Here is a 23,987-nt window from a genome sequence, read left to right on the forward strand (position 1 = left end):
ATATATTTAGATTCTGAAAATAGCTCAGAATGACAAATTCTTTAATATTGCAAAGTTACTATCCTACTTACCGTCTGCAATGATATTTAACGTTTCGTAAAGTAAATGTGTTGGTAGTCCGACTACGTTGTTATAAGAGCCTTCGATTTTTATAATTCCAATGGCACCAATCCATTCTTGTATGCCATAAGCACCAGCTTTGTCAAAGGGCTTACAGGTGTTGATGTAATACCAAATTTCATCATCTGTTAGTGCCTTAAACGTCACTTCAGTGGTTGTGTTCACTAGCTTTTGAGAGGAACTTTGAGTAAAGCATATTGAGGTCATCACGTCGTGTGTTTTGTCACTCAACGACGTAATCATTCTAAAAGCATCGTCGGCATCCTTTGGCTTTTCAATAGCCTTGCCATTCAACCAAACGATAGTATCACTTGTTATCAAAATGTCTTTAGGTTGAAGCTCATCCATAAAAGCTTCGGCTTTTAATTTTGCCAAATAGTCGGTAATTTCCGTGCCCTTTAAATGCTTTGGGTAGCGTTCTTCAATAGGTTTCAGTCTTATTTCAAAGTCGATATTCATGGATTGTAAAAACGCATGACGTCTAGGTGAGGCAGAAGCTAAGATGATATTAAATCCTTTGAGTTTTTGGTTCAGCATATTACTTTAAGATATAAGCATAGAGAAGCATCGAAAGCATTCCAGTGAGCATGACCAACTTCAATAGTAGGCTTACATGCTTGTAATGAGATTTTTGCTCTGCACTAAACAATTTTATGGTCACATAGATTAAAGGTGCTATAACGAAAACTAAAAAATATCCCACAAGTAATTGCTGTTTGAATAAATTAGCAATAACATAATACACCACAGCGCATAAAGGAATAAGCGATAGCACAAATACGATTTTATTGGTGCGTTCCCGACCTAATACAATCGGAAGCGTTTGTATACCTACCTTGTGGTCTCCATCAATATCCTCGATATCTTTGACCAATTCCCTAATAAAGTTAATCATAAAGGCAAAGATGGCATAGTCTAATATAATCTGGAAAAAGAAGATTTGAATCTCCCTGTTGGCGTCATTAATTACTGGCAGGAGTTCAAAAATACCAACCAATAGCATGCTTAAAGAAACCACCAATGACACAACAATATTGCCAACCAATAGTATCTGCTTTAAGTAAGATGAATAGATGTAAAGCAAGGCGGAAGCAATAAAGAAGATCACGAAAAAGCCTGATTTATTAATACCATTAGACAAGTAGAACCCAATACCTACACCAATAATATTAAGAGCAATAAAAAATCGAAGTGCTATTTTTTCAGGAATATGTTTGTTGATAATTACTTGGTTGGGTTTATTAATATGGTCTGCTTCGACATCATAGATATCATTGATCACATAACCACCAGCCGCAATACATATAGTGGCAAATACTAATAAGAAAAATGCCAAAGGGCTTAATGTGGTAATAACGCCATGACTTTCAAAAAAGGGGAGAAGTAGTGCGTATTTTATTAAGATTTGTACAAGAGCAATCATTAATAAGTTTTTCCAACGAATTAAATTTAGAAAATGAATCATTTTAGGATTACCGAGATATAATTTGATTGATTAAATAATAGGCTATGTAAGCAATAATGGCAAAAACAATAAGACTTACAATAGTGGTTCTTATAAACAGTTTTCGTTCTTGTTTTCTTATTTTATCTTTAATTTTTTTTTTATCTTCTTTAGTCAGGTCTTTATGCATAAACTCCATTTCGTAATGGAGGTGTGCTTCAAGATCCAACTTTTCCTTATACACAGAAAAGGGCGTACTCGTCTTTTGGTTAAAGGTTGCCTGATTGTTGCCAAAACCTATATAACCAAATCCTGTACTATGTCTTCTGGTTCTTCGTCCCATCTGTATTTAGTCATATTTGGCATTAAAGTTTCCATTCCATTTTCCTTGGACTTTAAGTACCTGTTCAATGACATCCCTAACGGCACCTTTGCCACCTTTTTTATGTGAAATATATTTTGAAATAGCCTTTATTTCTGGCACGGCATCCTGAGGGCAGCACGGTAAGCCCGATACCTTCATCACTGGATAATCAGGAATATCATCTCCCATATATAACATTTGAGTTGAGCCAATATTGTGCTTGCTCATATACGCGTTGAGTTGCTCTATTTTATTATGAGCACCTAAATAGATGTCCTTAATACCTAAACCAGTTAAACGCTTACGAACGCCTTCGTTTGAGCCACCAGAAATAATACAAACATTAAAGCCAGCATCAACAGCCGTTTTTAATGCAAACCCATCTTTGATGTTCATAGTGCGGAGCATTTCGCCATCAGTAGTTACTGTAATTGTACCATCGGTTAATACGCCATCGACATCAAAAACAAAGGTGGTAATGTCTGCTAGGTATTCTTTGTAGCTTTTATCGTCATTCATCTATTTATTTTTTTTGGTCATTGAGCGTATCGAAATACCATGTGCTTTTTTAATTGAAGCGGTTAAGAGGTCATAAATAGCTTTATGCTCGTCGGATTCTATTTGCTTTAGATGACGTTTAATCGTCTTTTTATCATTGCGTTTTGCAGGTCCAGTTTGTGCCGAGTAAGGCGACATATGCTGAACTTTCTTAGCGGTTTCTAGTATTAAAGGTTTCAAGATATCAAAATTAATGTTTTTGGCGTCACTAATTTCATGCGCAATACGATACAATTGATTGGTAAAGTTATTGACAAATACTGCTGAAAGATGCAAGGTTTGTCGCTGCTCAGTATTGATTTTATAGGGTTTGCAGCCCAGCGCTTCTGCCAAATCTTTCATAAAAGGCATGTTGGCTTTCTCGGTGACCTCAATACAGATAGGAATGTCACAAAAATCTAATTCGGCATCCTTGGAAAAGGTTTGCAGCGGATAAAATACTGCGCGCTGATTTTTTTTATCTAAATCATGAATGGACACACTTCCAGAGGTATGTGCTACTAGTCGATTCTCAAAAGGCAGTTCTTGGGATAATTTTGAAATGCTATCATCACTAACTGCCATAATATAGATATCAGCTTCTTTTAATGATTCTAATTGATCAATGGTGTCTACGTCATTGGCGAAAGATGAAATTGAGCTATACGTACGATTATACCATTGTATAACCGTAACAGCATTAGATGCCATAAAGGCCTTATATAAATGTGTGGCTACATTTCCTGCGCCGAGTAATACAACAGATATCATACTGTAAAAATAGTAAGATTATCTGTTTTGTGTAAACACTAAGATGATTAAAAACAATAACTTTGTTTGTATGGGAAAACCAGATATAAAAACAAGAGAAGACGTTTACCAGCTAGTATCTCAATTTTATGCGAAAGTCAGAGAGGATGAAGTCTTAGGCCCTTTTTTTAATAATACCATAAAGGATTGGGATGCACACTTGGAGCATTTAACTACATTTTGGGAATCTAGTTTATTCTTAAAAACTAAATACTACGGAAACCCATTAGAAATGCACGTAAAGGTTGATAAGTCCCATAATCATAGCATCACGGAATTGCATTTTGGCTTATGGTTAAACCTTTGGTATGAGACTATAGAAGCCCTTTTTGAGGGCGATTATGCCGAAAATGCCAAGCGTCGTGCTCGAAAAATGGGGACCTTTTTATATTTGAAAATTTTTGAGGCTAGGAACACACCATGAGTTCTCGATACATTCCGACGCTTGGCATCGGAACACTCGAACTGATATTCATTTCTACATCGTATTTTCAACTTCTATTGGGCTCTAAAAAATGAATTAATTTATTCTAGATTCATCTGAATTCGCGAATTTCGCATGTGTAATATCAACTAAATCATAAACAATGAAACTTCTAAGAGAATTTAAAGAATTTGCAGTAAAAGGTAATATGATGGATATGGCCATTGGTATTATTATTGGGGCAGCATTTAATAAGGTGATTGACGTACTTGCCAAGCAGGTGTTATTGCCACCATTATCCTTATTGTCTGATGGTGTTAATTTTCAGGATAAGAAAATCGTCCTAAGGGATGCCATTGCGGATGCTTCTGGTGCTATTACTACTAGCGAAGTTGCCATAGCTTATGGTGCTCTGTTCGAAGTGTTTTTAGACTTCTTCATCATCGGTTTTACAGTTTTTGTTGTGGTCAAAGGAATGAATAGACTGCGCAACAAAGCACAAGATACAAAGGATGAAACAGTCGTGACTCCAAAGGATATTGAGTTATTGTCTGATTTAAAAGAATTGATGGAAGAGCAGAATAGATTACTAAAAGCAAAAGTTTCAAATTAATTGAAAGATTATTAGAAAAATTTAACGCTTTTTCAAGGTTTAAACACGAAGTCTAAATCACCAAAAAGCCATATCTTTGCACGAGCTTAAAATAAGCCTTGTAGCTATGCAAAAGAAAATCGCTAATTTCCTATTTTCCACTAGACTTACTGCTGTTTTATTTATTGTTTTTGCTGTCGCCATGGCAACAGGAACATTATTAGACAGAAACATGGAAACCTCTCCAACACCTTATACAAGAACATTGATTTATAATGCGTGGTGGTTCGAGACTATTATGGTCATGTTTGTTATAAACTTTATTGGTAATATTGGTCGTTATAGGCTTTGGCGAAAAGAAAAGTGGTCAACACTAATTTTACATTTAGCTTGGATATTGATTATTGTAGGTGCAGGAGTAACAAGGTACATAGGTTATGAAGGTATGATGAGAATTAGAGAGGGTGACACTGAAAGCCAATTTCGTTCTCAAAAAACCTATATCAGCGGTCGAATTTTAGGAGCTTATGAGATTAATGGCCAGTTACAGCAAAGAAATATAATGGAAGAGGTAGATTTCTCGCCTCGACTAGATAATGATTTTGAGAAAACTTATCAATATGGTGATAAGGACATCAGTTTTAAGCTTAAAAAATTCATTAAAGGTGCAGAAAAGGATATTGTGCCTAACGACAATGGTGAGCGTTTTTTAAAAATTGTTGAAGCTGGTGATGGACAACCTCACAATCATTTTCTAAAGGAAGGTCAAGTCTCTAACTTACATAATGTTCTCATCTCCTTGAATAAAGAACAGGATGGCGCTATAAACATTTATGATACTAAAGACGGCCTCTTTATTAAATCGCCATACGAAGGTGAATTTATGACTATGGCCACTGGTACTAGAGGCAAATTGGTCAAGGATAGTCTTCAGCCCTTAGCACTGCGTTCGCGCTATATAATTGGAAATATGCAGTTGGTATTTCCAAAACCTGTCATAAAAGGCGTTTTTGATATTGTGAAGAAACCTACGATTCTTAAGGGGGATGAAAGTGGAATTGTTTTGGATGTTACAGCAAGTGGACAAACCACTAGTATTAATCTTATAGGTGGTCCTGGGACTTATAATCGTATTCAGGAAATCGAAGTTGGAGGTTTGGAAATCGCATTGCGTTATGGTTCTCGCTTGGAGCAGTTACCGTTTGAGGTCAAGCTTAATGATTTCATTGCTGAAAAATATCCTGGTACTGAAAAAGCCTACTCATCATACGAAAGTAAGGTCACTGTCGTAGATAAGGAGCAAGGTGATTTTGATTATCATATTTACATGAATCATATTTTAGATCACAGAGGCTATCGTTTTTTCCAGGCCAGTTTTGATCCTGATGAAAAAGGGACAGTCCTTTCTGTAAATCATGATATGTGGGGAACTTACATTACATATGCTGGTTACTTGTTATTGTATTTTGGTTTGATGGCGATTCTATTTGCAAAGCATACTCGTTTTGATGATTTAAGAAAGCGTCTCAATAAACTCAAAATAAAGAAAGCAAAACTGATGACTATGATTGTTTTGCTACTAAGTTTCTCAGGATTTGGGCAAGAACATTCTGAAGGTGATGGTCATAATCATTCGAAAAGACCAGGAAAGGAGCAAATAGATTCTATTCTTAGAGTGTATATTACACCCAAGGAACATGCCGCTGTATTTTCTAAAATGGTAATCCAAGATTATAGCGGTCGTATGATGCCAATGCATACTTACGCCTCTGAGATGTTACGAAAAATCAGCAAGAGTAACGTTTATGAAGAGTTTGACGCCAATCAGATATTTTTATCCATCCAAGAAAGTCCTATGCTATGGTACAATGTGCCAATCATATACTTAAAGCCGAAAAAAGCTGATTCTATCAGAACTATAATTGGGGTTGATAAGTCTGTAAAGCATGCGAGCTTGCTTGATTTTTTTACCGAAGATGGGCGTAATAAGCTTGGCCCTTATATTGAAGAATCCTTTAAAGCGCAGGTGCCTAATGGATATCAAATGCAAATAAAAGAAACCTATAATCGTCTTAGTCTTTTATCTGATGCTATTGAAGGGCGGAATATTAAAATTTTTCCTGTTCCTAATGATGACAATAATACATGGATTTCTTCTATGGAATTTAGGGATGAAGGTTATAGAGAAAAAATAAAGGATACACTATACGGCAACTTTATTAATAATGGTTTTACTGCGTATTTGGTGACCTTAAATAATGCCAAACAAACCGGAGATTATTCTAAAGCTGAAAACTTACTATCAGGTATAAAAAAAACACAAGAGAAATTTGGTAGTGCGGTTATGTTATCTGATGAAGAGATAAATGCTGAAATTCTCTATAACGATTACGATATTTTTAATCGATTATTTCTGTGGTATTTACTTGCTGGTGGTTCGTTGTTTGTTCTTTTAATAGTTCAGATTTTTAAATATAAAAGTAAATGGCTTAAAATAATAATTAATATACTAATAGGTATCCTAGTAGTATTGTTCTTACTACATATAGGAGGGTTGGCGTTACGTTGGTATTTATCTGGTCATGCACCTTGGAGTAATACATATGAATCGATGATTTATGTGGCTTGGTCTGTAATGCTATTCGGATTACTGTTGGGAAGAAAAAGTAATCTTACAGTTGCGGCTTCAGCATTTGTTTGTTCCATGATATTAATGGTGGCACATTGGAGTTGGTTGGATCCTGCAATAGGAAATCTGGAACCTGTTTTACAAGGCTATTGGTTAATGATCCATGTATCCGTTATTGTTGCCAGTTACGGACCTTTTGCTATCGGAATGATTTTAGGTGTGGTTGCTCTATTGCTTATGATTCTTACGAATAAGAACAATAAGAAGCGTATGGATATCAATATTAAAGAACTCACCGTAATCAATGAATTGGCCCTTACTGTTGGGTTAGTTATGCTAACTATTGGGAACTTTTTAGGTGGTATGTGGGCCAACGAAAGTTGGGGACGATATTGGGGCTGGGATCCAAAGGAAACTTGGGCCTTGATAAGTATTATGGTTTATGCATTTGTTATTCACATGCGATTGATACCAGGTTTAAGAGGGCGTTGGTTATTTAATTTTATATCTATAATAGCTTTTGCGAGTATAATGATGACTTATTTTGGTGTTAATTTCTATTTAGCCGGTCTACATTCTTATGCTAGTGGCGATCAGATACTGAGTTTTCAGTTTATAGCGATTACATTAGCCGTCATTGCAATATTGGCGTTCTTGGCATTTAGGAAATATAAGACTTATTATAAATAAGGCCTAATTTCTAATAGAGCTCATTTTACTTAATAATTTTTTATAACTTGAAGTTTTTAATCAACTAACCTCAAATGGATTACTTCAAAAAATTAGGAACTGCAAGTTTGTTTATGCTTATTCTCTGCGCAGTTATAATTATTGTTGCTGAATACTTATTTCTAACTGGAGATCAAATGCATGGTTTATTTATTGGGCTATGGGCACCAACACTTCTCGGTGTCATGATTTACTTAAAACTTGTAGATCATGGAGGCAAATGATATTGTATTTTGGTTTTCAATCATAGTTGCGTTTCTCGTGGCGCTATGGGCTATTCTCATGATTCGAGCTTACAATAGAGCTGGAAAGAATGATTAAGACGTAACGCTTGTCTTAATTAAGGTTCTTCGGATATTACGCACTCTATTACTATTGGCTTGAGCAGTAAGAAAATATGTTAGTATGACTTTAGATTTAGCACGTTTAATTATTGACGCAGGTTTTGTGGTTCTAATTTGGGCCGTGCAGTTAGTAATATATCCAAGTTTCGGATATTACTCTAGGACTGATCTACATTTTTGGCATAAGAGTTATACAACACGAGTAACATTCATAGTCTTACCATTAATGTTCAGTCAGTTGATTTTAGGAATCGTGCAATTATGGCAAAGTCAGAATTGGTATACCATTACCAGTATAATAATAATTGCTTCACTATGGTTTATAACGTTTCTGGTTTTTGTGCCATTGCATCGAACTATTGATGCTAATAAACCAATAGAAAATGTCTGTTCTATATTAGTTCTAAAAAATTGGATACGGACCATATTGTGGACAGTCCTATTCGCAATTACACTTATTAATTTTCTTTATTTTTAAAAATAATGTGCATATTTGTATCATTATGATTGCATAATAAACCTATCTCGGAAAAAATTATCACTTCTTCTTGTGATGTCAATCGTCAGGTATATTCTACTTGGCATCATTTTATATTCAATTTTTTAAGTTATGCAATCCAACAAAATTTCAATCCGACAGTTTTTCAAATATTTAAAAATCGCGATTTCTGGCAAGGAACAAGATTTTACATCAGGAAGTATTCGTAGAGCGGTTTTTATGTTATCTATTCCTATGATTTTGGAGATGCTCATGGAATCGATTTTTGCTATTGTAGATATTTTTTATGTATCTAGAGTTAGCGTAAATGCCGTGGCAACCATAGGTCTTACCGAATCTGTAATTACACTTGTTTATGCCGTAGCCATTGGTCTTAGTATGGCAGCGACTGCAATCGTGGCTAGACGTATTGGAGAACAGGACCGAGAAGGGGCTTCCCAAGCCGCAGTACAGGTTATAGGTTTGGGCGTTTTAGTTGCTGCAGCAATTAGCGCAATAGGAATTTTCTACCCAAAAGAGATTTTACAATTAATGGGAGGTGAGCCAGAGCTAGTTGCAGAAGGCTATGGTTATACTCAGGTACTCTTAGGCGGAAATGTAACTATTATGTTACTGTTCTTAATCAATGCTATATTTAGAGGAGCAGGTGATGCTTCAATTGCTATGTGGGCTTTAGTATTATCTAATGGTCTTAATATTATTTTAGACCCTATGTTTATTTTTGGTTTTGGACCTATTCCTGCCTATGGTGTCGAAGGTGCGGCTATTGCAACTACAATTGGCAGAGGAACGGCAGTTATCTTTCAATTATTAGTGTTGTTTTATGGCTGGAGTAAGATAAAGGTACGATTTAAAGATTTAGTGCTTCGAGTCGCCGTCATGCTAAATCTCATTAAGGTATCCCTTGGAGGTATTGGACAATTTTTAATTGGGACATCATCTTGGGTGTTTTTAATGCGCATCATGAGTGAGTTTGGAAGTGAAGTATTGGCAGGTTATACCATCGCCATTCGTGTAATGATGTTTACGTTAATGCCAGCTTGGGGAATGAGTAATGCAGCGGCAACATTAGTTGGTCAGAATTTAGGTGCGAAAAAACCACAACGTGCAGAAGATTCTGTATGGAAAACAGGAAAGTATAGTGCCATTTTTATGGGATTGGTATCTATAATCTACCTGATATTTGCTCCAGAAATTATTTCTTGGTTTACACAAGAAGCTGAGGTTATTTCAAACGGTGCGTTATGTTTAAGAATCATTGCCGCAGGCTATGTCTTCTATGGTTACGGTATGGTCATCATCAATGCTTTCAATGGTGCGGGAGATACTAAAACACCTACATGGATAAACTTTGTTTGTTTTTGGCTATTTCAACTTCCTTTTGCCTATTTAATGGCACTCACGTTTGACTTTGGACCAATTGGTGTTTTTACAGCAATAACTTTGGCTGAAGTATTAATCACCATCATTGGTGTTTTGTGGTTTAAGAAAGGTTTTTGGAAAGCTACTGAAGTCTAATGGCTAAGAGTATTTCCTTATATAAAAAAGAATTTGCGCTGCCTGGAACTTTCCAAACAGCGCAAAAACTTATTAACTAATAACTCTTATAGTTAAGCTTCTTCTGGTGCAGTTTTTAAAGATGAAGCAGCAACAGCTAGACCATATATCACTAGACCAAAGCCAATTTTGTTTACAGCATCACCGATATTGTAAATAACATCCATATTTAGGCCTAATCCCGCTAAACCATCATACCAACCAGGTGTACCTGCCATATAGCCCAATGGATATATTGCCCATCCTACCAAGACAAACCAGCATAATGTTTTGTGAGCACTTAATACAGCTCCTCCTGCTTGTTCTGCTAATTTTTTGGCTTCTCCGAACCAGATCATGTAAACAATGATAAAGTATGCAATACCAGAAATTAAACCCCAAAGCCAAGCTTGATCTCTGTATACAGCTTCTCCGAAATAGCCTGTAACTAGCATTATTACTGAAAAGAAAATGAGTTTCCACATTAAAGACTTTTTAGCACCTGCCACTTTGAGAATTAAATAGAACTCAACACACATCAATGGCACTGTAAGAATCCAATCGACATATCTGAAGAAAGTTGGTGATTCCGAAAATGCGGCCCAGTAATCTCTCATATACCAATAGTGAACAGCTGCAATAAAAGTGATTAATCCTGAAACCAGGATTGAGGTTCTCCATTTTCTATCAAAAGAATTCATTGATAAAAAGAAAAATGCCGAAGCGGCCATCATGGCCATACATCCTACAAAGAATGTAAAGCCGACATAGTCATCTGTAGCCATTTTGCCTACATCTGCTAATAAAACGGTTAGTAATTTCATGTTAATTATTTTTTGTTTAAGCAAATTTAAAAATTGTTAAACATAAAATGTTTAAAATTTTCATAAAAAAATTAAACAAAATTTAATATTACTAACTTTGTATTATGAATTTCCCAACTTTTAATCTCATATTAACTGTTTTTCTGTTTTGGTTAACAATACAAATAGATGCATCCCATGAGGAGTATTTATCTTACTTTTTTATATTAACGGTCGGGATTATCCATGGTTCAAATGATATTTCACTCATTAAGGTTCTAACTCGAAATACTGGGTCATTAAAAAAGTATCTTTTATTATATGTTGTTGTAATATTAGCTACTATAGTTGCTTTTGTATCATTTCCATCCTTAGCACTTTTCTTTTTTATAATAGTGAGTTGTTACCATTTTGGTGAGCAACATTTTCATAATCAAGTTCAATCCCAGAATACATTTAGCAGGTTGTTGTTTTTTGGCTATGGTGTTTTAATATTTGGTTTACTTTTTTATTTTAACTCAGAAAATACCTCGATAATTATCAACGAGCTGATTGGTCATACTTTAAATGAAAATTATTTTCTCTGGTTTATGATCGCAGGAGCGATTTTAACTTTGGTATTTTTTATACATAGTATTAGAAACTTTAAATCTAGCTTTAATTATTTTCAGGAATTGTTTCTAATCCTCTTGTTTGCGATACTTTTTAAAATGGCAGCATTATTATGGGCCTTTGCTATCTACTTTATAGTTTGGCATTCCATTCCTAGTTTGGTTGATCAGATCGGAGCACTTTATGGTAAATCCAATAAGCTAAACGTAATTCAGTACATTAAATCGTCATTTGTCTATTGGTTGATCTCCATAGCCGGGTTATATATATTATACTACACTACCAGCTATTTCGAGATACAATTTGTTACGATATTTTTTGCTTTCTTGGCAGCCATCACAATTCCTCATGTTGTTGTTATGTATTTTTTAAATAAGAATTGATTGCTAATGCTCCCATTTTAGATGACAAATTCCTATTTTTAACCTATGAAAAAATTAGGACTAAACACAGTTTGTACGCATGTTGGTGAACTAAAAGATGAACAATTTAAAGGAGCAGTTTCTCCTATGTATCTTAGTTCTTCATATGAGTTTCTAGATGTCGATGTAAAGCGCTATCCACGCTACTTTAACACACCAAATCAAGAGTATTTGTCTAAAAAGATTGCGGCCTTAGAGCATACGGAAGCCGCTATGATATTTGGTTCAGGTATGGCGGCGATAAGTACTATGTTCTTGGCTTTTTTGCAACAAGGAGATCATTTGGTCGTTCAGAATACATTGTATGGAGGAACAGTTAATTTTATTAAAGAGGAATTTCCGAAATATGGTATTGAGTATACTTTTACTAATGGCTACAGGGTTGAAGATTTCGAAAATGCTATTCAACCAAATACAAAATTGATTCATATCGAAACGCCATCAAATCCATTAATGACTATTACCGATATTGAAGCTATTGCTAAACTTGGAAAATCTAAAGACATATTGACATCCATGGATAACACATTCGCGTCTCCCGTAAATCAGAATCCTATAGATTTTGGAATTGATATGGTGATGCATTCGGCAACCAAGTATTTCGGTGGTCATAGTGACATTTGTGCAGGAGCGGTTGCGAGTAATGCCGAACATATAGAGCGCATTTGGAACGTAGGAAAGAATCTTGGTGGAAGTTTAAGCGACATGACCGTTTGGATGTTGGAGCGTAGCATGAAAACATTAGGACTAAGAGTAAAGGCACAAACAAAAAATGCCATGAGACTTGCAAAATGGTTGAATAAACATCCTAAGGTTTCTAAAGTCTATTATCCAGGTTTAAAGTCCCATCCTGAATATAAACTGGCTAAATCCCAAATGAAAGGGTTTGGAGCTATGTTGTCTTTTGAATTGACTGAGGATCTGGATTCCTATCAATTTCAGAAACAACTACAATTGATAAAGTCTTCTATGAGTTTGGCTGGTATAGAAAGCACAGTAATTTCACCTCATCTAACATCTCATGCTTTGCTCTCTCAAGAAGAAAGGGATGCTATTGGTATAAGTGACCAATTGATTCGTTTTTCAGTTGGCATTGAAGATATTAAGGATATTAAACGCGATTTTAATCACGCTATAGCTGCGTTAACGTAGTTTTCGATTTTCTGTAATTGGTTTGAAAATTAATACCGATTTGTATTCGATTAAGTCGATTTTTTCTAATATGCTGACTTAAATAACCAAGTTGAATTTGAGAATTTTTTAAGACATTGATTCCTATACCTGAATAGAATCTGTTTTCATGAAAAACCTGATTTTGAAAGTTTACAAAAGGTTCATCGGATACTAATACAAAGAATGTTTTATTTAAATCATATTTAAGACTTAGTCTATATCTAAATCTGTTTTGCAGTTCGTTTCTGTCATTAAAGTCTAAAAAACGTTGTTCCAATCGTCCACGATGTTGAAGTCTAACTTTCCCAACATTTTGCTTGTAGACATATTGTTCAAAAATTCTATGTTCATGAATATTGGGCATATTATCAAATTCGAAAACAGTATCAATATCTAAATAGGCATAGCCTAAGCCTACAGAGGATTTTGAATCTAAATGGTAGCTGCCACGCAATGATGCAAACACCAGATTATAGTTTGAAGACGCTTCGTAAAACCGCAATTCCCCATAAGGTGTAATACTGAATCTCTCACTCAAACGATGATTACTCCCATAAGTATACCAAGAGCCCAAGGCATCTTCGGAGTGGTTTTGAGAACATAAGATTTGAAAGGTAAGTAGGGCAAATAAGAGTAAAAATCGCTTCACTTTAAAACTATTTGAATTAGAAAAGAGCCCATTTCTGGGCTCTTTTCAGTCATGGAATTATTAAACATGGTCACCTAAATGATGATGCTCATCAATTAAAGGACCGCCTCCTATGATTTGGTCAGAAGCTTCACTTGCAAATTTTTCAAAATTCAAGTGGAAAGAGTGTGCTAACTGAATAGCCTTGCTTATATAACCTCCTTTTTGTAACCAAGTATTCATTGGGTCTAATATTTCAGTTGGAACATTAGGAATGTATTTTGGCATGTTTAGTCCAAATATTGGATGTTGTTCATAATCTACATTGTCTAAATCTCCCCTAAGGATAGCAGTAATCATTGCTCTGGTGTATTTTAGTTTTATACGAGAACCAACACCATAAGGACCGCCACTCCAGCCTGTGTTTAGTAACCAAACATTAACACCTGCTTCTTGCATTTTTTTGCTTAGCATTTCGGCGTATTTAGTTGGGTGTAATGGCATAAATGGCTCTCCAAAACATGCAGAGAATGATGGTACGGGCTCTGTAATACCTGCTTCTGTACCTGCTACTTTAGCTGTATAACCTGAAATAAAGTGATAAGCAGCTTGTCCAGGTGTTAACTTAGATACTGGAGGTAATACACCAAAAGCGTCACAGGTCAAGAAGAAAATATTCTTAGGATTATCTGCGTAAGATGATTCTTGTATGTTATCAATGTGATAAATAGGGTAACTTACACGTGTGTTTTGTGTAATACTACTATCCATATAATCTACCTCGCCATTATCCTTAAAGACTACATTCTCTAGTATAGCACCAGGCTTAATTGCTCTATAGATGTCTGGCTCTTTTTCTTCAGTTAGGTCAATGACTTTTGCGTAACAACCACCTTCAAAATTAAAGATTCTATTTTCAGCTGTCCAACCATGCTCATCGTCACCAATCAATTTACGATCTGGATCTGCAGATAATGTGGTCTTTCCTGTACCAGAAAGCCCAAAGAATATAGCGGTATCACCTTCTTCACCTACATTGGCAGAACAGTGCATTGGCAAAACGTTTTTATCTACGGGTAAGATCATGTTTAATGCAGAGAAAATACCTTTCTTCATTTCACCTGTATAAGCAGAGCCACCAACTAGTGCAACTTTTTTAGTGAAGTTTAAAATTGAAAAGTTGCCTTGTCTTAGTCCATGATTTTTAGGATTTGGGCACTCATAACCTGGTGCGCACAGTACTAACCACTCTTCTTCGAAATTCTCTAATTCCGATTCGTCGGGTCTTAAGAACATGTTATAAATAAACATATTAGACCAAGGATATTCGGTAATAGTTCTTACATTCATTTTGTATGCAGGATCAGCACAAACGTAACCATCTCTTACGTAGATTTCTTTTCCACTTAGATAGTTTTCAATTTCCGTTTGCAAGAAATCAAAATTCTCAGGAGAAATTCCTTTATTTGTTTTTCCCCACCAAACACGATCTTTGGTATAATCGTCTTTTACTAAAAAACGATCTTGAGGAGAACGTCCTGTAAATTTACCTGTGTTAATGGCTAAGGTGCCATTGTTGGTTTCTTTTCCCATTCCTTTTTCTACGGTAATGGCTTGTAATTTTTCTGGAGATAAGTTCCAATGTGCATTGGTGTCTTTCAATCCGTACTTTGTAAGGTCTCTAGTTTTCATAATTGGCTTTTTTAATAATGTTTCCATGATTTAATACTATTATAATTCGACTTTCGATTTTAAAATGGCCATATCAATGGCACTAATACTAATGTTGTTACTAGAAAGAGTAGGAGTAAAGGAGCACCTACTCTGACATAATCTATAAACCTATAACCGCCAGCAGTCATTACCATAGCGTTTGTGGTGGTGCCAACTGGTGTTAAAAAAGCGGTTGAAGCGCTTATGGCAACAGCAATCATAAAAGGTGCTGCAGACAGACTTAGTGTATTGGCTGCTATTATTACAATTGGTGCCATTAATACTGCTGTTGCAGAATTATTAATGACTTGACTAAACGTTGTGGTTAGAAGAAAAACGCCTCCTAGAAGTACAATTGGATGTAGACTTCCCAGTGAATCCACAAGGCCATTTGCTATAAGTTTTGCGGTTCCTGTTTTTTGAAGTGCCAGTCCCATAGGTATCATTGCCGCAATCATTACAACACTAATCCAACTAATACCCTTGTAAGCCTTTGTAATTGGAACACAACCCGTTATTAGAACAATACCAGCAGCGATTAAAGCTGCAATGGCACCTGGTACTATTTTAAAAACCAGTAAAAGGATCATTAGAACTAAAGCAAATACTGCTATATAAGACTTATGGGTAAGGTTGGTTACCGTTTTTGCCATACCTTCTGGACTGCCGCATATAACCAAGTTTTCATGATGCTCTTTTAATTGTTCAATATCACTCCAAATACCTCTGACCAAGAACGCGTCACCTGCTTTCACTCTTATATCTCTCTCAACTAAAGGTTTATTATTACGTGATGCAGCCATTAATTGTACGCCAAAACGTTTAAAGAAGTTTCCAAGCCTAATTTTTCTACCTACTAAAACAGATTTTGGAGTTACTAAGACTTCAGTCATACCAACCTCTTGATTAATAAGGTTATTTCTTAACTCATCTGCAATTGGTTCTAATGGTAATAGACCTAATCTAAATTTGATCATTAATGCATTTATGGCTTCTGTATGCCCTTTGACAGTAATAATGTCGTGATAAAGGAACTCTGTAGAATTTGTTGGAAACTCTATAAATGGTTCATTTCCTTTTATTAGACTAGGATGTCTTCTTTTAATTCTTAGAATAGATACATTATGTTCATTCTCAAAATTCCAATCTCCAATTTTTGTGCGTAATAAGGGAGAAACCGAACGTACTCTGAGTCTATAATAATCATCATCTACTTTATAGGCTTCAATCCATTTATGTAGTGTTGTACTTATATCAACAGGTTTGTTATTGGTTTTGTTACTTGGAAGTAGTCGATAACCTACAAATCTAAAATATATTAGTGCAATAAGAAGAAGTGGTAAACCTATTAATGCGAACTCAAAGAAAGAAAACCCTTCTAAGCCACTGTTTAACATGGTATTATTAACTATAATGTTTGGAGGCGTTCCTGTTAGTGTTAATAATCCACCAGTATTAGATCCAAAAGCCACAGGCATTAAGAGTTTAGATGGTAAAGTTCCAATGCTCCATGCTGAAGATATGGTTACTGGCATTAATGTGGCAACAGTACCAGTATTACTAACAACCCCAGACAGTATACCAGAGCCTAATGTTGTTATTAATAAGAGTTTAGATGTGCTTTTGCCTGCCATTTTAATGAATTTCTGACCTGCTAAAGCTGTCCAACCCGTTTGTGACAGTCCTTCTCCTATAATAAATAAAGCGGCAATCATAATCACGGTAGGATTGCTGAAACCGCTTAGTGTTTCCGTTAAATCTAAGATTCCAAATAGAAAAAGACTTAACATTGAAATCAGAGCAATAATGTCTGGTGTAAATTTGCCCCAAATAAAAAGAACTATTGTAATGATTAGGATTGCCAGCATTAGATTCATAATAGTATGCTCTGTAATTATAGTGTAAAGTTACAGGCTATAGAAGGCAATTATTATGACGAATGTCATGCTTTTATGGAATTACAAATTTTTCAATTTTGACTATTAAATTTTAAAGAAGTTTGGATATAAAATAGACGATAACGTTTGCGAAATAAAAAGAAAGCGAGAATCTACCTTCTTTTTAATATTTTTGACATTAGAGAAAAATACAAATCTTATGAAATTAGACATTTTAGCCATTGGAGCACATCCAGATGATGTGGAATTAGGATGTGGAGCAACCATCGCAAAAGAAGTAGCCAGTGGTAAAAAAGTTGGAATTATAGATTTAACACGTGGAGAATTAGGAACAAGAGGAACTGCCGAAACCCGTGATGAAGAGTCCTTCAATTCGGCTAAAATTTTAGGTGTGCATAGTCGGATTAATATGAGATTTGCAGATGGTTTCTTTGTCAATGATAGAAAACATCAATTAGAACTGATAAAGATGATAAGGTATTACAAACCAGAAATTGTTTTGTGTAATGCTATTGAAGATAGACATATCGATCATGGTAAAGGAAGTCAATTGGTCAGTGATGCATGTTTTTTAAGTGGATTAAGAAAAATAGAGACCGTGCACAATGATGAAACCTCCATTCAAGAACCATGGCGACCAAAGACGATATACCATTATATACAATGGAACGATTTAGAACCAGATATCATTGTTGATGTTTCTGGATTTATGGCTAAAAAGATGGAATCTGTGCTAGCGTACAAAACACAGTTTTATGATCCCAACAGTAATGAACCGCAAACACCAATATCCAGTAAAAACTTTACAGATAGCATTGAATATAGAGCTCGAAACCTAGGTAGGCTCATGGGAGCAGAACATGGAGAGGGTTTTACTGTTGAACGTTATCCAGCTGTCGATTCTTTGTTTGATTTAAAATAAGTAAAGAAAACGTTTTGTAGAAAAACGCAAATAATTTACATTTGCAGTCCTAATTAAAATGGTGGTTGTAGCTCAGTTGGTTAGAGCGTCGGTTTGTGGTACCGAAAGTCGCCGGTTCGAGCCCGGTCTTCCACCCAAAAAGTAAGCCTTTCAGAAATGAAAGGCTTTTTTGTATATCAATAAGAAGGATGTCTATTCAGTCGCTTTATCAACCACTATGCGTTCTGATCTATTAGCCAGTTCCCAAGCGGTATGGAATACTAATCGTGTTCTATTTTCTAATAAATCGTATTCAATTTTATCTGCTGTATCACTCGGTCTGTGATAATCATCATGTGTACCATTAAAATAGAAAATTACTGGAATATTATTTTTAGCAAAATTGTAATGGTCGGACCTGTAATAAAAGCGATTTGGATCATTTTCATCATTATAAGTATAGTCTAGTTCTACGTTACAATATTTAGAATTTACCTCTTCAGATAGGTTGTGCAACTCTGTACTCAATTTATCACTACCAATTAGATATACATAGTTTCTGTCGCCCTCTTTACGTTTAGGGTCTGTTCGTCCAATCATGTCTATGTTTAAATTAGCTACCGTGTTCTCTAAAGGAAAAATAGGATCGTTGTCTGTATAGTGTCTAGAACCTAAAAGTCCTTTCTCTTCACCTGTAACATGAAGAAACAAGACAGACCGTTTTGGTCCATGCCCAGCTTTCTCTGCCATTTTGAAAGCTTCGGCAATTTCTAGGATTGCAATTGTACCAGAACCATCATCGTCTGCACCATTATAGACTTGACCATCTTTAATACCTTCATGATCTAAATGTGCTGAAATCACTATAATTTCATCTGGTTTTACAGATCCTTCTATATAAGCTACGACGTTCTCGGAACCAATAACTTCAGATTTGTTCTCAATGGATAATTTTATGTCCGTTCTAATAACTTTTGGTTTCTCATCTTCTAAGATAGCAGCGAATAATGCTTTACCTAAAGTGTCATTAACCATTAACATGGTTAATTCAGGTGTATTACTCTTTAAAGATAGTCTGCCAGAGCCTCCTGCCATGGCCTGTCTTTGAAAATAAGGCGCATATCTCGCGAAAAGATTATTGTCCATATAAATCAATCCTTTAGCACCATTATCTTTAGCAGCATCCCTTTTACTGGATAAAGATTGACGCCCATTAGTCCATTTGGTATCTTCCATAGTTCCAGAAGTCACATAATTACCATCTGCATCCTTAGGCTCACCTACTTTAGCTAGAACGATTTTATCTTTTACATTAATGTCTTTATAATCTGAATAATTGTCTGCATCGATACCATAACCAACATAAACAATTTCATCAGTTGAAATGTCCATATTGCCAGAGCTTCGTAAGACTATGTGATCTTCATAACTTTTAAAACTTTGTCCATTAATTGAAATTTTAGCCTCAGAAACACTTTGTTTTTCCAACGGGACTTCCTGAAAATAATCATTATCATCTAATGGAGTAGGTATGTCCATAGCTTGGTATTGGGCTTTTAAGTACTCAACCGCCATTTTTTGCCCCTTCTCTCCAGTTTCTCTTCCTTCAAATTCGTCAGAGGCATATTTGTAAAGCATTTCCTTTAGCTCTGCTGAGGTTATGGTTGAAGCGTATTCGGTGGGATCAACTACTTTAGCTTCATTTAGTTGTACTGAAGAAGAATTACTTTTAGAGGATGAACCGCAGTTAATAACTAGGGTAGCAATACTAAAAATCAATAATAATTTTTTCATTATAATAAAATTTGACATTCGTTGTTAAAGTCAGATATTAAGGACTTTTAATTAATTAGGATATAAAATTACGAAAACCGTATTCGGCATAGGTTTGTGCTAAATTTCTTTTAACAAACTTTAACACTAGAGAATAATAGGACTAAGACTTTTAGGTGAATTAGCCAGGTACCATGCCGTTGCAAAAATCAATTTTGTGCGTTTCACCAATAAAGGGTAGTTGATTTTATCTGCGGTATCGGTGGGTTTGGTATAATCCTTGTGTTCACCATTAAAAAAAAATACTACTGGGATATCTTTTAGCGCAAAATTATAATGATCTGATCTGTAATAGTAACGATTAGGATCGCTATCGTCATTATATTTATAATCCAAACTTAAATCTGTAAAACTAGAATTTGCTTCTTGTATTATAAAATGTAATTCTGTGCTCATTCGATCAGCACCTATAACATAAATATAATCTTCATTGTCTTTATGTCTATCATCAACCCGACCAATCATGTCTATATTGAGAGTTGCAATAGTATTGTCAAGAGGGAAAATAGGATTATTGGTGTAATAACGAGAACCATGTAATCCAACTTCTTCTGCAGTGACATGTAAAAATACAATACTTCGTTTTGGTCCATTTCCATTCTTTGCAGCTTGAGAAAATGCTTCGGCCATTTCAAAAACAGAGGCAGTACCAGAGCCATTGTCATCTGCTCCTGGATAAATCTGACCATCTATGATACCTTCATGATCTGAGTGCGCTGCAATGTATATGTATTCATTCGGAAATTCAGAACCTTTGATGTAGGCAATAACATTTTGGGATTCGTTCAGATTTTCTGGTAGAGCGTCCTTGGGAACCTTTTGATAATAGTCAGAATGTGACTCCGGGGCATTAATACCAATTGTTTTGTAGTAACTTCTTATATAATTACATACCTCATTATGACCCTCTTCCCCAGTCATTCTACCATTATACTTGTCTGAAGATATCTCCTCTACATGTGCCTTTAATTCCTCTTCGTTAATGGTACCAAGGTATTTTTTAACGACAGGCTCATCGTTATAGGATATACTATTCTTTAAGTTGTCAATTTTCTCGCTATGTCTTAGTGTAGCGCATGAGCCAACTAGGATGAGTGCAGAGGCAACAAGTACTTTCATGTAACTGTTTGATTTGCGCAAAAATAAGGCAAATCATTGAAATATTTTCTTACTGAAAGAATGAAATTTTATAAGATTTTTTCTGAATCTTCAGAGTGTCTTTCATCTTGTTGTTCGAGTTGACTGCTATTACCTATTTCGGTAGTTGAAAAGATCCCTTTGTAAATGGTAAGACTTAATGAAATAATGACCAACAGGAATATATATTGAATAGTCTTTATTTTAGAATTTTTACCTATAACTAACACACTTACTCCAGCTAAAAATGCAAGAGCAATTGGGATGATTGCAAATTTAAATAAATGCGTGGTCGAAAATATTGTGGCTATTATTGCAGATAGAAATCCTAAAATAATTAATGCTTTTTTCATATTTCTGAAATTAAAGGTTCAGAGTAATTATTACACACATTATGCCAAATAAGATTATGGGCAATGGAATATTAATATTGTTTGAAATAAAGATAATAAGATTTCAAAATTTAGTAAAAAACCTTTGGCTACAAGAAAAAGGGTTTTATATTTGCATCCGCTTAGGAGAAATGGCAGAGCGGTCGAATGCACTGGTCTTGAAAACCAGCGAGGGTCACACCTCCGGGGGTTCGAATCCCTCTTTCTCCGCAAAAGAAAGCCCACAACTTTGTTGTGGGTTTTTTTATTTAATTATTCGTAACTACTTTTCCTATATTAATTAAGCACTCAAGTCCGTTTTCCGACTATTTAACTCTTTTATAAAAGGTTGTTTTGTCAAAATCTGACCTGTAGCAGCTTTAATGGCATTAGCCAAGGCACCACCAGCAGGTGGAAGTCCTGGTTCGCCAAGTCCTGTTGGAGATAATTCATTCTCTACAAAATAGGTTTCAACGATTGGCGTTTCTTTCATTCTAATAAGACGATAGGTATTAAAATTAACATCCTGAGGTTTTCCGTTTTCAAAAGAAAAATCACCATACATAGCATGACCAATACCATCAATAACACCACCTTCAATCTGGTTTTTTGCTCCAGTAGGATTAACTACAATACCACAGTCTACAGCAACAGTTACTTTTTCAACTTTTGGTTTTCCATTTTCTAGACTAATGTCAACAACTTCGGCTACATGGGTATTATGACTATAATATGCAGCAAAGCCTTGATAAATCCCACTACTACTGTTTCCCCAGTTACTTTTCTTAGCCGCAAGTTTTATAGTATCGATCATTCGTTTAGCAGAATATTCTATACTCGGGTCTTTGCCATCTTCAACATTGCTCAATAAATCCAAGCGAAGTTGAACGGCATCTACATTTAACTCTTCTGCCAATTCATCAAAAAAGCTCTGTTCGGCAAATGCTAGGAAATTTGTATAAGGTGCGCGCCAAGCACCAGTAGTAATATTACTTCTATAGTTTCCAGTCTCAACTTTATAATTTTCAATTGCTCCGGCGGGAAAGAAATTAGGTATTAAACCATACATGTTGGAGTTTATGGCAGCTTCTTTTAAATGATATCCTGTTACCTTGCCATCCTTAATGGAAGCTTTGATGCGATATTTAATGGCTGGCCTGTAAATACCTGCCGCCATATCGTCTTCACGTGAAAAGACAACTTTTACGGGTTGCTTTGTAATATTTGAAATTTCTGCAGCTTCCAAAGCAAAATCGCCATACAAGCGTCTGCCAAAACCTCCCCCCATTCTAGTCATTTCGAGATGGATATCCTCTTCATTTCTATCAATGAGATTTGCTATACGTCGTGCTGTGCCAGCAGGTGTTTGAATGGGACCGACCAGATGAACCTTGTCTGTTGTAACGTTGGCATAAAAATTCATCGGCTCCATGCAATTATGAGGTAAAAATGGTGATTCGTAGGTGCGCTCTATTAATTTATCAGCTTGCGCAAATGCTTTTTTCACATTACCATCTTCTCTTCGGACATCTAAGGAGTTACTGTCTAAAATTTTATTGAGTTCTTTATTGTGGTCTGATGTATTTTCTAAGGTACTATCTTTTGCCCAATCTATTTTTAAGGCTTTTTTTCCTTTCATAGCGGCCCAAGTACTAGAGGCTAATACAGCAATTTTATCACCAAATTGTACGACTTCAGAAACGCCATTGACAGATTTTGCAGCAGTAGCATCATATGAATTTATTTTTTGTCCAAAAGCTGGTGGTCTAGCTACTGAAACATATGTCATGCCCTCAGTTTTGTAATCAAGACCAAAAAGAGGTTTTCCTGTGATGATATGTTCCATATCAACGTTTATGGCATCTTTACCAATAATGTTATAATCCTTGGGAGACTTCAATGTAATATTTTCAGGAATTTCAAGTTTTGCGGCATCATTAACCACATCTCCATAACCCAATTCATCGCCATTGGCGTTTTTGATTATTCCATTAGAAGCGTTGCATGTTGACGCATCCACATTCCATTTAGCAGCTGCTGCATTAATTAGCATTTGTTTTGATGTTGCACCAGTCTGTCTTAGAGCGTCCCAACCAAATCTAATAGACTGGCTGCCTCCAGCTACTTGCCTTGTGTAGTTGTTAGTATCCAATATACCTTGTGCAACAGAGACGTGTTCCCATGGCACGTCTAATTCTTCAGCAATAATCATCGGCATGGACGTTTTTACACCTTGTCCAATTTCTGGATTAGGTGAAAAAATAGTGACATAACCGTTATCTGCAATCTTTATAAAGGCATTGAAATCATTGAAATTTAATTTTGTAATATCCACTGGTGGTTGTGCCGTTTCTTTACAAGCCGTAAAAAAATTAAAGCCTATAAGTAATCCCCCACTGGCGAGGGCAGAAGTTCTAATGAAGTTACGTCTACTGAATGTTATTTTATCTTGATTTTTCATAAGTTAC

General features: G+C 35.4%; 22 protein-coding genes and 2 tRNA genes. 11 read left to right on the top strand and 13 right to left on the bottom strand.

Annotation, left to right across the window (positions count from 1 at the left end):
• Positions 1-63: 63 nt before the first annotated feature.
• Genes H7F21_RS13995 through H7F21_RS14015 form a run of 5 tightly spaced genes read right to left on the bottom strand, consistent with a single transcriptional unit; the run spans position 64 to position 3,236 of the window.
• The gene (locus H7F21_RS13995) at positions 64-657 is read right to left on the bottom strand and encodes a Maf-like protein (protein WP_185789920.1); all 594 of its coding nucleotides are present in this window, start codon (positions 655-657) and stop codon (positions 64-66) included.
• 1 nt (position 658) lies between these two features.
• A complete protein-coding gene (locus tag H7F21_RS14000) occupies positions 659-1,585 on the bottom strand; it encodes a geranylgeranylglycerol-phosphate geranylgeranyltransferase (protein WP_185789921.1) in 927 nt (308 codons plus the stop codon).
• A gap of 7 nt (positions 1,586-1,592) precedes the next feature.
• Positions 1,593-1,907: a hypothetical protein gene (locus tag H7F21_RS14005; protein WP_185789922.1), complete on the bottom strand. Its 315-nt coding sequence runs from the start codon at positions 1,905-1,907 to the stop codon at positions 1,593-1,595.
• A gap of 6 nt (positions 1,908-1,913) precedes the next feature.
• Positions 1,914-2,447 carry a KdsC family phosphatase gene (locus tag H7F21_RS14010; RefSeq protein WP_185789923.1) on the bottom strand — a complete coding sequence of 178 codons (534 nt, stop codon included), beginning with the start codon at positions 2,445-2,447 and terminating at the stop codon, positions 1,914-1,916.
• On the bottom strand, positions 2,448-3,236 hold the full coding sequence (locus H7F21_RS14015; protein ID WP_185789924.1) for a Rossmann-like and DUF2520 domain-containing protein: 789 nt from the start codon (positions 3,234-3,236) through the stop codon (positions 2,448-2,450).
• A 70-nt stretch (positions 3,237-3,306) separates the two neighbouring features.
• Between H7F21_RS14015 and H7F21_RS14020 the strand changes: the two genes are divergently transcribed.
• The 6 genes from H7F21_RS14020 to H7F21_RS14045 all read left to right on the top strand — a co-directional run bounded on the left by H7F21_RS14020 (position 3,307) and on the right by H7F21_RS14045 (position 10,010).
• Positions 3,307-3,699: a group III truncated hemoglobin gene (locus tag H7F21_RS14020; protein WP_185789925.1), complete on the top strand. Its 393-nt coding sequence runs from the start codon at positions 3,307-3,309 to the stop codon at positions 3,697-3,699.
• Positions 3,700-3,862: 163 nt separating this feature from the next.
• On the top strand, positions 3,863-4,312 hold the full coding sequence (gene mscL, locus H7F21_RS14025; protein ID WP_185789926.1) for a large conductance mechanosensitive channel protein MscL: 450 nt from the start codon (positions 3,863-3,865) through the stop codon (positions 4,310-4,312).
• Between the two features lie 106 nt (positions 4,313-4,418).
• On the top strand, positions 4,419-7,610 hold the full coding sequence (locus H7F21_RS14030; RefSeq protein WP_185789927.1) for a cytochrome c biogenesis protein CcsA: 3,192 nt from the start codon (positions 4,419-4,421) through the stop codon (positions 7,608-7,610).
• A 74-nt stretch (positions 7,611-7,684) separates the two neighbouring features.
• Positions 7,685-7,873, top strand: a complete 189-nt coding sequence (locus H7F21_RS14035; protein ID WP_185789928.1) for a hypothetical protein — start codon at positions 7,685-7,687, stop codon at positions 7,871-7,873.
• Between the two features lie 181 nt (positions 7,874-8,054).
• A complete protein-coding gene (locus H7F21_RS14040) occupies positions 8,055-8,471 on the top strand; it encodes a hypothetical protein (protein ID WP_185789929.1) in 417 nt (138 codons plus the stop codon).
• A 132-nt stretch (positions 8,472-8,603) separates the two neighbouring features.
• Entirely contained in the window at positions 8,604-10,010 is a 1,407-nt protein-coding gene (locus H7F21_RS14045; protein ID WP_185789930.1) for an MATE family efflux transporter, read from the top strand.
• A 92-nt stretch (positions 10,011-10,102) separates the two neighbouring features.
• Here H7F21_RS14045 and H7F21_RS14050 read toward each other — a convergent pair whose 3' ends face one another.
• Complete coding sequence (locus tag H7F21_RS14050) at positions 10,103-10,852, bottom strand: bacteriorhodopsin-like (protein WP_185789931.1); 750 nt, start codon at positions 10,850-10,852, stop codon at positions 10,103-10,105.
• A 104-nt stretch (positions 10,853-10,956) separates the two neighbouring features.
• Between H7F21_RS14050 and H7F21_RS14055 the strand changes: the two genes are divergently transcribed.
• A complete protein-coding gene (locus H7F21_RS14055) occupies positions 10,957-11,826 on the top strand; it encodes a Brp/Blh family beta-carotene 15,15'-dioxygenase (RefSeq protein ID WP_185789932.1) in 870 nt (289 codons plus the stop codon).
• A 45-nt stretch (positions 11,827-11,871) separates the two neighbouring features.
• Positions 11,872-13,017, top strand: coding sequence for a trans-sulfuration enzyme family protein (locus tag H7F21_RS14060; RefSeq protein ID WP_185789933.1), 1,146 nt, complete (start codon positions 11,872-11,874; stop codon positions 13,015-13,017).
• Here the strand turns inward: H7F21_RS14060 and H7F21_RS14065 are convergent.
• From H7F21_RS14065 to H7F21_RS14075, 3 genes are read right to left on the bottom strand one after another with little or no spacing between them, the layout of a single operon-like run.
• Positions 12,998-13,687, bottom strand: a complete 690-nt coding sequence (locus H7F21_RS14065; RefSeq protein WP_185789934.1) for a DUF2490 domain-containing protein — start codon at positions 13,685-13,687, stop codon at positions 12,998-13,000. The genes H7F21_RS14060 and H7F21_RS14065 overlap by 20 nt on opposite strands.
• Positions 13,688-13,747: 60 nt before the next feature.
• Positions 13,748-15,358, bottom strand: a complete 1,611-nt coding sequence (pckA, locus tag H7F21_RS14070; RefSeq protein ID WP_425509965.1) for a phosphoenolpyruvate carboxykinase (ATP) — start codon at positions 15,356-15,358, stop codon at positions 13,748-13,750.
• Positions 15,359-15,417: 59 nt separating this feature from the next.
• Positions 15,418-17,256: an SLC13 family permease gene (locus tag H7F21_RS14075; RefSeq protein ID WP_185789936.1), complete on the bottom strand. Its 1,839-nt coding sequence runs from the start codon at positions 17,254-17,256 to the stop codon at positions 15,418-15,420.
• Between the two features lie 220 nt (positions 17,257-17,476).
• Between H7F21_RS14075 and bshB1 the strand changes: the two genes are divergently transcribed.
• A complete protein-coding gene (bshB1, locus tag H7F21_RS14080; protein WP_185789937.1) occupies positions 17,477-18,199 on the top strand; it encodes a bacillithiol biosynthesis deacetylase BshB1 in 723 nt (240 codons plus the stop codon).
• A 60-nt stretch (positions 18,200-18,259) separates the two neighbouring features.
• Positions 18,260-18,335 (top strand) — tRNA-His (locus tag H7F21_RS14085).
• A 56-nt stretch (positions 18,336-18,391) separates the two neighbouring features.
• Here the strand turns inward: H7F21_RS14085 and H7F21_RS14090 are convergent.
• From H7F21_RS14090 to H7F21_RS14100, 3 genes are all read right to left on the bottom strand, one after another.
• Positions 18,392-19,972: a M28 family metallopeptidase gene (locus H7F21_RS14090; RefSeq protein ID WP_185789938.1), complete on the bottom strand. Its 1,581-nt coding sequence runs from the start codon at positions 19,970-19,972 to the stop codon at positions 18,392-18,394.
• Between the two features lie 126 nt (positions 19,973-20,098).
• Entirely contained in the window at positions 20,099-21,130 is a 1,032-nt protein-coding gene (locus tag H7F21_RS14095) for a M28 family metallopeptidase (RefSeq protein WP_185789939.1), read from the bottom strand.
• Between the two features lie 68 nt (positions 21,131-21,198).
• The gene (locus H7F21_RS14100) at positions 21,199-21,501 is read right to left on the bottom strand and encodes a hypothetical protein (RefSeq protein WP_185789940.1); all 303 of its coding nucleotides are present in this window, start codon (positions 21,499-21,501) and stop codon (positions 21,199-21,201) included.
• Positions 21,502-21,665: 164 nt separating this feature from the next.
• Here H7F21_RS14100 and H7F21_RS14105 point away from each other — a divergent pair.
• A tRNA-Ser gene (locus H7F21_RS14105) sits at positions 21,666-21,750 on the top strand.
• A gap of 70 nt (positions 21,751-21,820) precedes the next feature.
• Here H7F21_RS14105 and H7F21_RS14110 read toward each other — a convergent pair.
• Positions 21,821-23,980, bottom strand: coding sequence for a xanthine dehydrogenase family protein molybdopterin-binding subunit (locus tag H7F21_RS14110; protein WP_185789941.1), 2,160 nt, complete (start codon positions 23,978-23,980; stop codon positions 21,821-21,823).
• Between the last annotated feature and the right edge of the window lie 7 nt (positions 23,981-23,987).

Source organism: Winogradskyella flava, from assembly GCF_014243395.1.
Taxonomy (GTDB): Bacteria; Bacteroidota; Bacteroidia; order Flavobacteriales; family Flavobacteriaceae; genus Winogradskyella; species Winogradskyella flava.

What these genes read in the sequence shown, in the direction of transcription:
- H7F21_RS14040 (WP_185789929.1), top strand. Translation starts at nt 8,055, where the DNA reads ATGACTTTAGATTTAGCACGTTTAATTATTGACGCAGGTTTTGTGGTT.
- H7F21_RS14050 (WP_185789931.1), bottom strand. Translation starts at nt 10,852, where the DNA reads ATGAAATTACTAACCGTTTTATTAGCAGATGTAGGCAAAATGGCTACA.
- H7F21_RS14015 (WP_185789924.1), bottom strand. Translation starts at nt 3,236, where the DNA reads ATGATATCTGTTGTATTACTCGGCGCAGGAAATGTAGCCACACATTTA.
- H7F21_RS14060 (WP_185789933.1), top strand. Translation starts at nt 11,872, where the DNA reads ATGAAAAAATTAGGACTAAACACAGTTTGTACGCATGTTGGTGAACTA.
- H7F21_RS14110 (WP_185789941.1), bottom strand. Translation starts at nt 23,980, where the DNA reads ATGAAAAATCAAGATAAAATAACATTCAGTAGACGTAACTTCATTAGA.
- H7F21_RS14035 (WP_185789928.1), top strand. Translation starts at nt 7,685, where the DNA reads ATGGATTACTTCAAAAAATTAGGAACTGCAAGTTTGTTTATGCTTATT.
- mscL (WP_185789926.1), top strand. Translation starts at nt 3,863, where the DNA reads ATGAAACTTCTAAGAGAATTTAAAGAATTTGCAGTAAAAGGTAATATG.
- H7F21_RS14095 (WP_185789939.1), bottom strand. Translation starts at nt 21,130, where the DNA reads ATGAAAGTACTTGTTGCCTCTGCACTCATCCTAGTTGGCTCATGCGCT.
- H7F21_RS13995 (WP_185789920.1), bottom strand. Translation starts at nt 657, where the DNA reads ATGCTGAACCAAAAACTCAAAGGATTTAATATCATCTTAGCTTCTGCC.
- H7F21_RS14020 (WP_185789925.1), top strand. Translation starts at nt 3,307, where the DNA reads ATGGGAAAACCAGATATAAAAACAAGAGAAGACGTTTACCAGCTAGTA.
- H7F21_RS14055 (WP_185789932.1), top strand. Translation starts at nt 10,957, where the DNA reads ATGAATTTCCCAACTTTTAATCTCATATTAACTGTTTTTCTGTTTTGG.
- H7F21_RS14075 (WP_185789936.1), bottom strand. Translation starts at nt 17,256, where the DNA reads ATGAATCTAATGCTGGCAATCCTAATCATTACAATAGTTCTTTTTATT.
- H7F21_RS14100 (WP_185789940.1), bottom strand. Translation starts at nt 21,501, where the DNA reads ATGAAAAAAGCATTAATTATTTTAGGATTTCTATCTGCAATAATAGCC.
- pckA (WP_425509965.1), bottom strand. Translation starts at nt 15,358, where the DNA reads ATGAAAACTAGAGACCTTACAAAGTACGGATTGAAAGACACCAATGCA.
- H7F21_RS14045 (WP_185789930.1), top strand. Translation starts at nt 8,604, where the DNA reads ATGCAATCCAACAAAATTTCAATCCGACAGTTTTTCAAATATTTAAAA.
- H7F21_RS14030 (WP_185789927.1), top strand. Translation starts at nt 4,419, where the DNA reads ATGCAAAAGAAAATCGCTAATTTCCTATTTTCCACTAGACTTACTGCT.
- H7F21_RS14000 (WP_185789921.1), bottom strand. Translation starts at nt 1,585, where the DNA reads ATGATTCATTTTCTAAATTTAATTCGTTGGAAAAACTTATTAATGATT.
- H7F21_RS14090 (WP_185789938.1), bottom strand. Translation starts at nt 19,972, where the DNA reads ATGAAAAAATTATTATTGATTTTTAGTATTGCTACCCTAGTTATTAAC.
- H7F21_RS14005 (WP_185789922.1), bottom strand. Translation starts at nt 1,907, where the DNA reads ATGGGACGAAGAACCAGAAGACATAGTACAGGATTTGGTTATATAGGT.
- H7F21_RS14010 (WP_185789923.1), bottom strand. Translation starts at nt 2,447, where the DNA reads ATGAATGACGATAAAAGCTACAAAGAATACCTAGCAGACATTACCACC.
- bshB1 (WP_185789937.1), top strand. Translation starts at nt 17,477, where the DNA reads ATGAAATTAGACATTTTAGCCATTGGAGCACATCCAGATGATGTGGAA.